This is a genomic window from Bifidobacterium sp. AGR2158 (assembly GCF_000424225.1).
GTDB classification, from domain to species: domain Bacteria; phylum Actinomycetota; class Actinomycetes; order Actinomycetales; family Bifidobacteriaceae; genus Bifidobacterium; species Bifidobacterium anseris.
The window spans coordinates 186,490-198,974 of record NZ_AUJM01000013.1 but is presented as its reverse complement, the minus strand read 5'-3'; the positions used below and the strand labels follow the sequence as shown (position 1 = coordinate 198,974).

Here is a 12,485-nt window from a genome sequence, read left to right as displayed (position 1 = left end):
CGATCATCGCGTGCACAGTGCGCGCGCGACGATCGGCTGCGGGGCCGCTTGAAGCGGCGCGGGGTCAGACTTCGGCGAGTTGGGTGGTGCCGGGGGCGGCGAGGACAGGGTGGCTGCGGCGACCTTTCGAGAAGGCGAGGCCGAGGCAGATGAACGCGACGCCGAAGAGCAGCACGAGGCCGTTGCACGACAGCCAGCCGCCGAGGTCGACGCGGCCGTCGACGCCATCGACCGCGTCGATCGACTGGCAGAACCACCAGCCCGGCAGCAGCTTGCCGATCGTGATCATCACCTTCGGCATCATGTCGATCGGGAACGCCATGCCCGACGTGAACATGACGAGCAGGCCGTATACGTTCGCGATCGCGTTGATGGCCACGGCGTTGACCGACAGCATGCCGATCATGAAGCCAGACGCCACCGACACGAGCGCGTACAGCGCCAGCGAGACGCCGGAGTACAGGATCGTCGGCAGCGGGATGCCGTCGATCGGCAGGCCGGCGAGCGCGGGCAGCGCGAGTGAGATGCCCCAGTACAGCAGGCTGACGACGATGCCGAAGAGCGCGCAGCCGGCGAACTCCTGGATGACCATCGTGCCGGTGCGCTGCGGCGACGCGTACAGACGGCGGCGCACGTTCGCGCCGGCGAAGGCGTTCATCGTCAGCGCCGTGCACACGAGCATCGCGGCGAGCAGCGGGTAGACGCCCATCTTGACGGTCTGTACGTAGGCCGTGCGCGCCGCCTCCTGACGGTCGCCCGCAGCGCCCGGGTCGTCGGCGACGGCGATCCGCGGATAGGCGTCCGAGGCGTCGGCGAGTGTGTCGACGACACGGTCTGCGGCGTCGGCGAGTGCCGCCGCGCTCACCGACGCGTCATGCGCGGCCGCGAGCGCGGCGGTGCGTGTGAGCCGCAGGAACTCGTCGACCTGAAGTCGGGCGAGTGAGCCGTAGGCGCCGGTGAAGCTGACGACGACGTCGAGCTGCGGCATGCGCGCGTCCCGCCCGATCGCGTCGGCGAGGCGGTCCGTGTAGCCGTCGGGGATGATGACGATCAGGTCGACGTAGTTCGAGGCGGCGGCCGTCTGCAGCTGCTCGTCGGTCGTGCCGACGTCGACGAGGTCGCAGTCCCTCTCGAGGAAGGCGCGCATCGGCTCGTCGAGGCCCGCGCCGTGCGCGTCGCGGTTGACGACGGCGACTTCGGGGCGCGCCGAATCGAAGGTGGTCGAATTGTCCATCTTGGACAGGTCGGAGATGAGCGACCAACTCAGGCCGAACATCATCAAGCACAGCCATACGACGTAGATGAGGATCATCAGACGCTGCGCAAGCAGGATCTTCAACGTGGCTTTAAAGGTGCGCATAACGCTGCCTCCTGAGGAACACGGTCGCCAGCGCGAGGGCGAGGACGGCCATCGTCAGCAGGATGCCGACGGTGCGGAAGAACGGGGTGTAGGAATCGTAGTAGAGGATGTCGTAGAACAGGTTCGTCACCTGCTGCGTGGGGTTGATCGTCGCGACGACCGGCATGTTGCGCTGGATCCAGTCGCTGAGCGCCATCGCGCCCGAGCCGTACAGGCCGCTCAGGAGCGACAGCGCGCACGAGAACGCCGTCGTCAGGCCGATCTTCGCGCCGGCGGTCAGCTTCGGCAGCGAGCCGAGCAGCGTGCCGAGCGCGTTCGCCGTGAACGAGGCGACGACAATCGCGAGCAGCGTGGCCGTCCATCGTCCGCCGAAGGAGATGCGGCACACGAAGTGGATGTAGAGCAGCGTGACGACGAGCGAGCAGAACGTGCACAGCCAGCTGGCGAGGAATCCGCCCATCAGCTGCTTGAAGCGCGTCAGCGGCGCGAGCGAGCGGCGCATGCCGAGCGCCGAAAGGTTGGCCTGCGTCGAACATACGGTCGTCACGGCGAAGGTCATCGCCATCAGCGCCGTCATCGCGAGCAGCGCATAGTAGTAGCGCGCGCCTTCGTCCGGCTTGAAGTTCGTCAGGCGCACCTGTCGCGTGAAGTCCGGCGATTCGCCGACGGCGGCCGTGAACGACGGCGACGCGAACGCGGACGGGTCGGTATGCATGATCTGTTCGAGCGTCAGTGTCTGGCGGTTGAACATGCCGATCGCGCCGTTGAGGATGCTCAGCGACACCGGCAGTCCCGGCGAGGACATCGCGTCGCTCGCGTTCGAGACGGTCGCGCGGCTGATCGTCATATGCGGCAGGCCGTCGTCATCGACGCTGATGAAGCCGCGCACGTCGTCGTCGCGGTTGATCAGCGCGATCGCCTCGCGCGTGTCGTCGACGGCCGTCAGCTCGAGCAGGTCGCGCAGGTCGACGCCGCCGGAATCGACGTCCGCCGCCTCCTGTGCCGCGGGCGTCGCGGCGCAGGAGGCGGGCGTGATCGGGTCATGCTGCATCGCGGCGAGCAGCGCGCGCGTATCGTCCGCCTTGCAGTAGGCGTCGTCGGCCACGACGGCGAAACGCATCGTCGTGATCGCATAGGTGGCGTCCAGATTGCCGAACATGCCGAGGAACATCGTCGACAGCAGGATCGGGAAGCAGAACAGCCAGAACAACGACGACTTCTCGCGCAGGTTGATGCGCAGCGTCGTCAGGAACGTGGTTCCCATCGTCGTCTTTCCTTTCTTTTTGTCGCTCCGGGCGGCTCAGTCGCGCAGGTCGGTGCCGGTGAGCGCGAGGAACACGTCGTTGAGCGTCGGCGTGTGCGAACTGACATGGCCGGCGGGTACGTCGAGGTCGCGCAGCGCCTGCAGCACGTCGATGAGGTTGTGCGCGCCCTGCACGCAGGAGACGACGAGCACGTCGTCCTCGTAGTCCGCGTCGCGCACAACGTCGAGCGCGCGCAGCGCCGCGAGCGTGCGTTCGCGCAGGTCGGCGTCCGCGGCGAGTGACGGCGTCTCGATGCTGATGCGTTCGCCGACGTCGATCATGCGCTTGAGTTCTTCGGCGGTGCCGAGCGCGATCTGACGGCCGTGGTCGATGATCTGGATGCGATCGCAGATCTGCTCGACCTCCTCCATGTAGTGGCTCGTGTACACGATCGTCGAACCTTCGGCGTTGAGTTTGCTGATGCCTTCGAGGATCGAGTTGCGGCTCTGCGGGTCGACGGCCACCGTCGGCTCGTCGAAGAAGATCAGCTCGGGCTTGTGCACGATGCCGCATGCGATGTTCAGGCGCCGCAGCAGGCCGCCCGAGAGTTTGCGCGGGCGGAAACGGCGATAGTCGCCGAGGCCGACGAATGCGATCGCCTCGTCGACAAGACCCTTGCGGCGCGCGCGGTCGGCGACGTAGAGCGAGCAGAAGTACGAGATGTTCTCCTCGACCGTCAGCTCGTTGAAGACGGCGATGTCCTGCGGGACGATGCCGATGCGGCGCTTGAGGTCGTAGCTCGTCGGGCCCATCGGCTCGCCGAAGATGCGGATCTGCCCCGAATCGTAGGTGAGCAGGCCGAGGATGCAGTTGATCGCCGTCGTCTTGCCCGAGCCGTTGGGGCCGAGCAGACCGTAGATCTCGCCGCGGCGCACGCGCATGTTCAGGTAGTCGAGGGCGAGCTTGTCGCCGTAGTGCTTGACGAGTTCGTCGACGGCGATCGCGGGGGAGGGGTGCGCGACGCGCTGCGCGGGGCGGGTTGCCGTGCGCGTCATGGAATCGGCATGGGTCGTATCGTTCATGATTCCATGATGCGCGGCGCGGCGCGCGCAAAACGGTGTCCCAAGTCCCCGTTCGCGTGGACGTATCGTGACAATTGTCATCATCGGACGCGCCGGCGGCCGTGCGATGCTCGATAATGGAAACGGACGGGTGGCGCGCGTCTGTGTGCGTGGACAGCGCGCGTCGCACAGACGTGTGCAGGCGGCACATCAAGGCATATCAGGACTTATCAGGACGCATTTGGCACAGGGAGGAGCGGGACATGGTGGACACGATCGTGCATGTGCTCATGATCGCCGTGTGCGCGCTGCTCGCCGTGCTCGCGCACGACGATGTCACCGCCGTCGCGATCGTCGGTCTCCTCATCGCCGCGACGCTCGCCGCGCTCACTGTGCTCATCGGCGTCCGCCCGTGGTTCGCACTGGCCACCGCGTTCTGCATCGCCGCATGCGCGGTGCCCACATGGGCGACGCTGCTGCCGGTCGTCGGCTGCGACGCCGCCTACCGGATCGTCGAAGGCGCGTGTCCCCGCACACGCCGCGCACGCTTCGCGCTCGCCGCGATCCCGTGCGCCGGCGCGTTCGTTGTGGCGCTGATCGCGCTCGCGCACGTCACAACGAACGCGCCGGCAGACGAGTCGACGATCGTCGCGCTGCTGCTCGTGCCGCTGACGGCGGTGACGAGCGTCGCCGGATACCTGCGCGCCGACGGACTGCGCGCGCAGATGCGCTACCGCGCGCTCGCCGACGAACGACGAGAACGATTGCGCCTGTCGCACGCGCGCATCAATGACGTCGAAGCGTCGCGCGCCGCCGACATGCGCCGCGCGCGGCTCAACGAACGCACGCGCATCGCGCGCGAGATCCACGACAACGTCGGCCATCTGCTCACGCGCGCGATCATGATGGCGCAGGCCGACCAGGTTGTCGCGACGACGGTCGGCGACGACGTGCACGCCGCGCAGTTCGCGAGCCTCGGCACGACGCTCGACGAGGCGATGACGATGATCCGCCGATCGGTGCACGGCCTCAAGGACGAAGGTACCGACTTCCACGGGATGATGCAGGACGCGGCCGCCGTCTCCGACGCCTCGTCACTGCAGGTGCGGCTCGACGACGGTATCGGACAGGCGCCGTCCGCGCTCGCGCACTGCTTCGCCGCTGTCATCCGCGAGGCGCTGACGAATACGGTGCGCCACGGCACGGCGTCACACGCGACGGTGCGGCTCATCGATCTGCCGGGGCTGTGGCAGCTCGTCGTGCAGGACGACGGCGGTCCAATCACGCGTACGCCGTCGCGTTCGGGCGGCATCGGTCTGGCGGACATCGAGGAACGCGCACGCGCGCTCGGCGGCAACGCTACGTGCGGGCCGTACGCGCAAGGCTGGCGCGTCTTCGTCTCGGTACCCAAGACACTCGGCGACGACGCGGCGGCTGCGGGTACGCGGGCGGCGCAGTCGGAAATCAATGTGATGCAACGGATGGAGGGATGATGGCGATTTCGGTGGCCATTGTGGACGACGATCCAATCGTGTGCTCGTCGATCGGCACGATTCTGACGGCGACGGGCACGGCGACGGTGCTGTGGACGGCGCATGACGGCGCGGCGGCCGTGCGCGAATACGCGGCGCACGGGCCGGACGTGCTGCTCATCGACGTGCAGATGCCCGGCATGGACGGCCTCGACGCGGCCGAACGGATCCTGCGCGAGCATCCAGGCGCGCGGATCCTCATTCTGACGACTTTCGCCGACCCCGACTACATTCGCCGCGCCGTCGAACTGCATACGAAGGGGTATCTGATCAAGCAGGACGTCGCGTCGGTCATCCCGGCCGTGCAGGCCGTCATGGCTGGGCAGATCGTGCTCGGCGCCGAAGTGCTCGGGCAGCTGACGGCGCCGCAGGCCTCCGCGCCCCAGCCGGACGACGTTGTGCCGATCATCGAGGACGAACGATTCGCACGGTTGACCGACCGCGAGCGCGACGTGGCCGCGCTTGTCGCCGAAGGCTACGACAACCGGCAGATCGCCGCTGAGCTGCATCTGAGCGAAGGCACCGTGCGCAACCGCATCAGCGACATCCTTGCGAAGACGAACATCGCGAACCGCACGAAGCTCGCCGTCGAATGGCTCAGCTGTCACTGATGTGGCTGGTTGGTGAGGCAACGGTGGCCGGTGGTTGAGCTCAATCGCATACTGCCGTTGCGGCGGCGGTCGGTGGCAGTCGATGGTTGAGTTCAATCACGTACTGCCATCGGAGGGGCGACGGATGGCAGTTGGTGGTTGAACTTAATTACGGACTGCCGTTGTAGGGGTGTGCGGTGGCAGTTGGTGGTTGAGCTCAATCACGTACTGCCGTTGGTCGTTATGGTTGGTTGTTGCGGCGGCAGACACTGCACAGATGGACGCCGTGCAACGAATGCTGACATCGTTGCAGGAGATGTATGCAAATGTTGTCATACTGATACACAATATGAGTAGGATGATTTTGTTTTCAAATCTGCATAGGTTATCATTGGGTCATGGAGACAGCAGACACCGTTACGAAGACAGTGGCAAACGCAGCGGACGCAGCAGCTACGCCGGTGGCAGCGGCCGGCACGATGCTGGACGTCAACGGCACTTCCTATGAGGTCGTGCGGCTGCTTGGCAAGGGCAAGGGCGGGTGTTCGTATCTCGTGCGCGATGCGGACGGCGTCGGGCTCGTGCTCAAGCAGATCCACCACGAGCCCTGCTCGTACTATCAGTTCGGCGACAAGCTCGCCTCGGAGCTCAACGACTACCGGCGGCTGAACGAGATCGGCGTCGCGATGCCGCGGATGATCGACGTGGACGAGGACGCCGAACGCATCCTCAAGGAATACGTCGACGGGCCCACCGTCTACGAGCTCGTCCTCGCCGGCGGCGTGCGCCCCGAGTACATCGAGCGGATGCGCGCGATATGCCGCAGGCTGTACGCAGCGGACACGAACATCGACTACTTTCCGACGAACTTCGTCGTGCGCGGCGACGCGCTGCTCTACGTCGACTACGAATGCAACGCCTATATGGAGGAGTGGGACTTCGAGCATTGGGGGATCCGCTACTGGAGCCGCACGCCCGAACTGCTCGCCTACGCCGCCGAACACGGCGACGACGTGCGCGAAACGGACGCCGTAGCCGCTGATGATGAACCGATGAACAAGGAGGAATCATGACACCGTTCGAATCACTGTGGCGCGCTTTCGCGCAGCTGCCTGAAGTGACGGCGATCGCACTCGGCGGATCGCGCGCCGGCGGCGTGTACGACGCGACGAGCGACTACGATCTGTACATCTACTGCGACGCGCTGCCGAGCGAGGCCGAGCGCCGCGCGATCATCGCCGAACATTGCGGATACGCCGAGATCGGCAACGCGTTCTGGGAGCTCGAGGACGATTGCACACTCAACGACGGCGTCGACATCGACATCCTCTACCGCAGCCTCAACGATTTCGCGCGCTCGATTTCGGCGGTCGTCGACGAAGGTGAGGCGGCCACCGGATATACGACGTGCATGTGGCACAATCTGCTGCGCTGCCGTGTCCTGTTCGATCGCGACGGGCGTCTCGAGGCGCTGCGCCGGCGTTACGCGGTCGACTATCCGGACGAGCTGCGCGCGAACATCATCGGCAAGAACATGCGTCTGCTCACCGCGAACCTGCCGTCCTACGACCATCAGATCGCGAAGGCGGCGTCGCGTGGCGACCTCGTCAGCGTCAACCATCGCACGGCCGCATATCTGGAGTCGTATTTCGATGTGCTGTTCGCGCTCAACCGGCTCACGCATCCGGGCGAGAAGCGCATGGCGAGCTATGCGCGCGAGCATGCGGGGCTGCTGCCCGCGCATTTCGACGAGGATCTCGACACGCTGTTCTCGTCGATGTTCACCGACGCCGACGCGACGTCGCGCACGCTCGCGCGGATGACCGACGAATTGGGCGGCCTCGTCGACATGGCCGACCGCGCCGCCTGAGCGCCGACGACCGCAGACGCTAACTGACCGCAGAACAGGGGAGGGGCGTGGGCTCGGCACATGCGCTGAGCCCACGCCCCTCGTTATCTTTCTTCTCTGCGTCGGCGACCGCCTGCTCTGTTTCCGCCTCCGTCTATCGGCGGTGTCGTCGGCTCACGCGACGTACAGCGCGGCCGGGTAGGTGAGGTAGCGGATCTCGTCGAGCTGGTCGACGGTGACGTATCCGGCCGGCGCGTTGAGCACGTCGGGGATGCGGTTGACGACCGTCGCGCAGGTGTGCTCGACGGTGGCCGGCTTGACGACGTGGAACTCGGTGTCGGGTTCGCCTTCGATCTTCCAGTCGCACATGTCGCCGTCGTCGGGGCCGTAGACCTTGCCGATGCATGCGGTCTCGAGCACCGGTCCCTGCATCGTCTCCGTCGTGACGACCGCCGACATGCCGACGCACCTGCCGGCCGGGATCGTCTCGCCCATCGTCTGCGAATACACGTCGACGTCGTTGAAGTACGGCACCGCCTTCTGCGTCTGCGATTTGATCGTCAGGCCGAGCTTCTGCGCGAGCGCCTCGTTCGAGTTCCACACGTACGACGGCACGATCTCCTCGGGGTGCGCGAGCTGCGCCTCGAACTCCTCTGCCGTCAGGCCCACGCCGTGCGCCTTCGCGAGCGCCAGTCCGTAGTCCTCGACGTTGTAGCTGACGGCGCCGGTGATCTTGTCGACGCGATCGCAGCCGCCGGCGACGAGCGCGACCATGTTGATCCAGAAGATGTCCTGCATCCCCGTGCCCACAATCGTCGCGCCGTGTTCCTTGGCGATGCGGTCGAGGCGGTTTGTGACGGTCGGGTTCGTCGTCCACGGGTAGATCGCCTCCTCGCAGGTCGTGACGACGTTGACGCCGTGTTCGAGGCACAGCTCGCACATCGGCGCGATGTCGTCCATGAAGCTGAACAGCGTGACGACGGCGATGTCGGCGTCGCATGAGTCGAACACGGCCTCGGCGTCGTCGCTCACCTTGACGTTGAGCGGGCCGATGCCGGCGAATTCGCCGATGTCCATGCCGACGACATCCGGGTTGACGTCGATTGCGCCGACGATCTGGATGCCCTTCTCATGCATGTAGCGCACCGTGTACTTCGCCATCTTGCCGCAGCCGTACTGAATCGCTCGTATTGGTTCCATCGTCGCTCCTTTGGTCACATGGATGGATGCGTCCGCTCCAGCCGTCGTCGACATCGGTGTCTGCATCAGCGGCGTGGGACGTGCCATCCACTATAGCCCGCCGCGCGGGGCGCGAACCGCCGGCGAAGACCGCCCAAACGCCGCCGAGGGCGGGAATACCGCCGTCGCGGCACCTGTTGTGAAGATACTGCGAACATTTACGGACGCTCATGGTTTTCCCAGCGCGCTTTCAGCCAAGCGGCGCGGACGGCCGGTAGAATGGGGGTCCGATACGAAACCATCAAGGAGCAACGAATGACTTATGGTCAGCAGCCGGGCGAGCGTCGCCCGGACGGCGCGCAGCCGTACGGCGCGGCGCCGCAGTACGGCATGTACGGCGCGAACCAGGGCGCCGGCACGATGCATCAGGGCGCCGACGGCATCTACACGATCCAGCCCACCGCCGTCACCGAACGCGCCGAGCACGTCTCGATGACGCGCGCCTACGGCGAGATGACGATCGCGCTCGTGCTCACGGGCCTCGTCGCAATCGTCACGAACATGACGGGCCTGTATGCGCGTTTCATCCTCGCGACCGGCACGCTCGGCGTGTGGCTGCCGATGATCGTCGAGGTCGGCATCGCCATCTACCTGGGCATGCGTGTCATGAACATGAAGTCGTCGACGGCGCGCGTGTGGTTCTACGTCTACGCGGCGCTCATGGGCTTCTCGCTGAGCGTCATCTTCAGCTTCTACGAGATTGCCACGATCGGCTACGCATTCCTCATCAGCGCCGTCTTCTACTTCGCGCTGACGATGTTCGGCCTGACGACGAAGGCGAACATGCTCAAGGCGGGCCCGGTGCTCGTCATCGGCCTCATCGTGCTCATCGTCACGCAGGTCGTGCTGATGTTCGTCGCGCCGACGAACACGACGCTCAAGATCGTCGCCGCGATCGGCATCGTGCTGTTCGCCGCGATGACGATCTACGACGCGCAGTTCACGAAGCGCGTCTTCGCGCAGTACGCGTCGCAGGGCCCGGAGATGATCAAGCGCGTCTCGATCCTGTGCGCGCTCAACCTCTATCTCGACTTCGTCAACATGTTCCTCTACGTGTTGCAGCTGCTGGGACTGAGCCGCGACTGACGCCGACACATACCAACGCGGGCGCCCGCACACATCCTCTTGTTGATGTGTGCGGGCGCCCGCGTTTTGTGTTCCGTGGCGATTGCCGTACGCCGTCCGTCAGCTCAGGTGACGCGGCGCGCCGTCGGTCGCCGGCGCCTGCGAACCCTGCGGCGCGCCGTTGATGTCCCGATGGATCGACTGCATCTGCGTTTCGACGTTCTGCAGCGAACGTGCGCAGTCGAGCAGCGTCTGCGAATGCTCGGTGAGCTTGGCGTCGGGAAGGTCGGTCTTGTAGCGCAGCGCATGCTCGAGGCTCGCCCAATAGTCCATCGCGATCGTGCGGAACTGCACCTCGACCGGCGTGTAGTGCGCGCCACTCGACAGGAACACCGGCACCGCGTAGATGACGTGCAGCGAACGGTAGCCGTTCTGTTTGGGGTTGAGGATGTAGTCCTTGACGCGCAGCACCTGGATGTCCGACTGCGCGGACAGATAGTTGGCGACCGAATACACGTCGTCGCGGTAGTTGCAGATGACGCGGATGCCGGCGACGTCGAAGAGGTTGTCGCGCACCGACTTGACGGTGAACGGCAGATGCTTGCGGCGCATCTTCTCGATGATCGAATCGATCGACTTGAGACGGCGCTCCATATGGTGGATCGGGTCGTGCGAGAAATGCACCTGGAACTCCGAATCGAGGATCTCGAGCTTCGTGCTGATCTCGTACATCGCGCCCTCGTACACCTGCATCTGGTCGATGAACTCGGTCACGGCGTCCACTTCGGACGTCTCGATTGCCGGCGCGCCGTCGCGTTGCTCGAGCTCGTCGGCGATCGCGCTCAGGCGGGCGCGCAGTTCATTGGTGTTCACACGGTTCTGACGGTCAAGTATCACGATCGACCATTGTAGCGGGCGCGCCTGTCGGCATGCTGAAAACGGCCAGCGTCGACGCTGCGGGGCGTGGATGTGCGGCTGCTGTGACGATGCGCGGCAGTGCGGTCGCACTGTGCCCGCCCTCGGTTAGCATGTGCGGTATGAACGAAGAGATGATGACCGAAGAGGAACGTGCGCTCGCGACCGGAGGCGACGAGGGCGCGGGGCGCGGCAGGGGCGTGTTCGCCGTGCACACGCTCGGCTGCCAGATGAACGTGCACGACTCCGAACGCATCGCCGGCGTCCTCGAGGCGGCCGGCTACGTGCGCGCAAGCCAAGCGCAGGAGGAGGCGCATGACCTCGACCTCATCGTCATGAACACCTGCGCCGTGCGCGAGAACGCCGCCGAACGCATGTACGGGACGATCGGCCTGTGGGCGAAGATGAAACGCGAACGTCCGGGCATGCAGATCGCAATCGGCGGCTGCATGGCGCAGCTCGACCGCGAACGGATCGCACGGCGCACCCCATGGGTCGACGCCGTCTTCGGCACGCGCAACATCGAGGATCTGCCGACACTGCTCGAACGTGCGAAGGCCACCGGCAAGCCACAGACAAAGGTCAACGAACGCCTCGAGGTCTTCCCGAGCGAACTGCCGGTGCACCGCGCGTCGAAGACGTCGGCGTGGGTGGCGATCTCGGTCGGCTGCAACAACACGTGCACGTTCTGCATCGTGCCGACGACGCGCGGCCGCGAGCGCGACCGCCGTCCCGGCGACGTCCTCGACGAGATCCGCGCCGTCGTCGCCGACGGGGCGAAGGAGGTCACGCTGCTGGGGCAGAACGTGAACTCCTACGGCTACGGCATCGGCGACCGCTACGCGTTCTCGAAGCTGCTGCGCGCGTGCGGGGACATCGAGGGCCTCGAGCGTGTGCGGTTCACGTCGCCGCATCCGGCCGCGTTCACCGACGACGTCATCGCGGCGATGGCCGAGACGCCGAACGTCATGCATCAGCTGCATTTCCCGCTGCAGTCGGGCTCCGACCGCATCCTGCGCGCGATGCGCCGCTCCTACCGTTCCGAGCGTTTCCTGTCGATCCTCGACAAGATCCGCGCGGCGATGCCGGACGCGCAGATCTCGACCGACATCATCGTCGGATTCCCCGGCGAGACCGAGGAGGATTTTCGCGACACGCTGCGCGTCGTCGAACAGGCGCGCTTCTCGTCGGCGTTCACGTTCATCTATTCGCCGCGTCCGGGCACGCCGGCGGCGTCGATGGAGCAGGTGCCGCACGAGGTCTCGCGCGAGCGCATCGAACGGCTGCTCGCGCTGCAGGAGCGCATCACCGCCGAGAACCTGCGCGGCTTCGAGGGACGCGACGTCGAGGTCATGGTCACGGGGCGCGCCGGCAAGAAGGACGGCGAGACGCATCGCGTGACCGGCCGCGAGCGCACCGGCGTGCTCGTGCACGTCGGCGTGCCGGAAGGCGAGCCGATGCCCGAGGTCGGCGATTTCGTGACGGCGACCGTCACGCATGCCGGCGTGCACAACCTCATCGCCGACCCGGACATCGCGGCCGGACAGACCTATATGGTGCGGCGTTGAAACGGCGCGCGCACGACGACGCGCAGATGGAGGCGACGATGGACGACGATGTGACGATGAAC

The 12,485-nt window shown here is 65.9% G+C and carries 11 protein-coding genes; 6 read left to right on the top strand and 5 right to left on the bottom strand.

All coding sequences use genetic code 11. From position 1 onward, the window contains the following. Window positions 1–64: 64 nt before the first annotated feature. From G606_RS0105525 to G606_RS0105515, 3 genes are read right to left on the bottom strand one after another with little or no spacing between them, the layout of a single operon-like run. Complete coding sequence (locus G606_RS0105525) at window positions 65–1,360, bottom strand: ABC transporter permease (protein ID WP_026645113.1); 1,296 nt, start codon at window positions 1,358–1,360, stop codon at window positions 65–67. Continuing rightward, on the bottom strand, window positions 1,347–2,624 hold the full coding sequence (locus G606_RS0105520) for an ABC transporter permease (RefSeq protein WP_026645112.1): 1,278 nt from the start codon (window positions 2,622–2,624) through the stop codon (window positions 1,347–1,349). The genes G606_RS0105525 and G606_RS0105520 overlap by 14 nt, the downstream gene beginning before the upstream one ends. Window positions 2,625–2,660: 36 nt before the next feature. Next, window positions 2,661–3,659, bottom strand: a complete 999-nt coding sequence (locus G606_RS0105515) for an ABC transporter ATP-binding protein (protein WP_026645111.1) — start codon at window positions 3,657–3,659, stop codon at window positions 2,661–2,663. 269 nt (window positions 3,660–3,928) lie between these two features. Here G606_RS0105515 and G606_RS10070 point away from each other — a divergent pair, with 269 nt between their 5' ends. From G606_RS10070 to G606_RS0105495, 4 genes are all read left to right on the top strand, one after another. After that, on the top strand, window positions 3,929–5,158 hold the full coding sequence (locus tag G606_RS10070; protein ID WP_081664060.1) for a sensor histidine kinase: 1,230 nt from the start codon (window positions 3,929–3,931) through the stop codon (window positions 5,156–5,158). Between the two features lie 5 nt (window positions 5,159–5,163). Next, window positions 5,164–5,808, top strand: a complete 645-nt coding sequence (locus G606_RS0105505) for a response regulator transcription factor (protein WP_026645110.1) — start codon at window positions 5,164–5,166, stop codon at window positions 5,806–5,808. A gap of 377 nt (window positions 5,809–6,185) precedes the next feature. Continuing rightward, window positions 6,186–6,860 (top strand): serine/threonine-protein kinase, encoded by a 675-nt coding sequence (locus tag G606_RS10065; protein ID WP_231371430.1) that lies wholly within the window; start codon window positions 6,186–6,188, stop codon window positions 6,858–6,860. Further along, entirely contained in the window at window positions 6,857–7,657 is an 801-nt protein-coding gene (locus G606_RS0105495; protein WP_026645109.1) for a DUF4037 domain-containing protein, read from the top strand. The genes G606_RS10065 and G606_RS0105495 overlap by 4 nt, the downstream gene beginning before the upstream one ends. A 153-nt stretch (window positions 7,658–7,810) precedes the next feature. Here G606_RS0105495 and G606_RS0105490 read toward each other — a convergent pair whose 3' ends face one another. Further along, window positions 7,811–8,836 (bottom strand): NAD(P)H-dependent amine dehydrogenase family protein, encoded by a 1,026-nt coding sequence (locus G606_RS0105490; protein WP_026645108.1) that lies wholly within the window; start codon window positions 8,834–8,836, stop codon window positions 7,811–7,813. Between the two features lie 294 nt (window positions 8,837–9,130). On the opposite strand from G606_RS0105490, the gene G606_RS0105485 reads away from it, so the two are divergent. Next, on the top strand, window positions 9,131–9,961 hold the full coding sequence (locus G606_RS0105485; protein WP_026645107.1) for a Bax inhibitor-1/YccA family protein: 831 nt from the start codon (window positions 9,131–9,133) through the stop codon (window positions 9,959–9,961). Window positions 9,962–10,060: 99 nt separating this feature from the next. On the opposite strand, the gene G606_RS0105480 is transcribed toward G606_RS0105485, so the two are convergent. Beyond that, the gene (locus G606_RS0105480; protein WP_026645106.1) at window positions 10,061–10,837 is read right to left on the bottom strand and encodes a GTP pyrophosphokinase; all 777 of its coding nucleotides are present in this window, start codon (window positions 10,835–10,837) and stop codon (window positions 10,061–10,063) included. A 140-nt stretch (window positions 10,838–10,977) separates the two neighbouring features. Between G606_RS0105480 and miaB the strand changes: the two genes are divergently transcribed. After that, window positions 10,978–12,423 carry a tRNA (N6-isopentenyl adenosine(37)-C2)-methylthiotransferase MiaB gene (gene miaB, locus G606_RS0105475; protein WP_026645105.1) on the top strand — a complete coding sequence of 482 codons (1,446 nt, stop codon included), beginning with the start codon at window positions 10,978–10,980 and terminating at the stop codon, window positions 12,421–12,423. The last annotated feature ends 62 nt before the right edge of the window (window positions 12,424–12,485 follow it).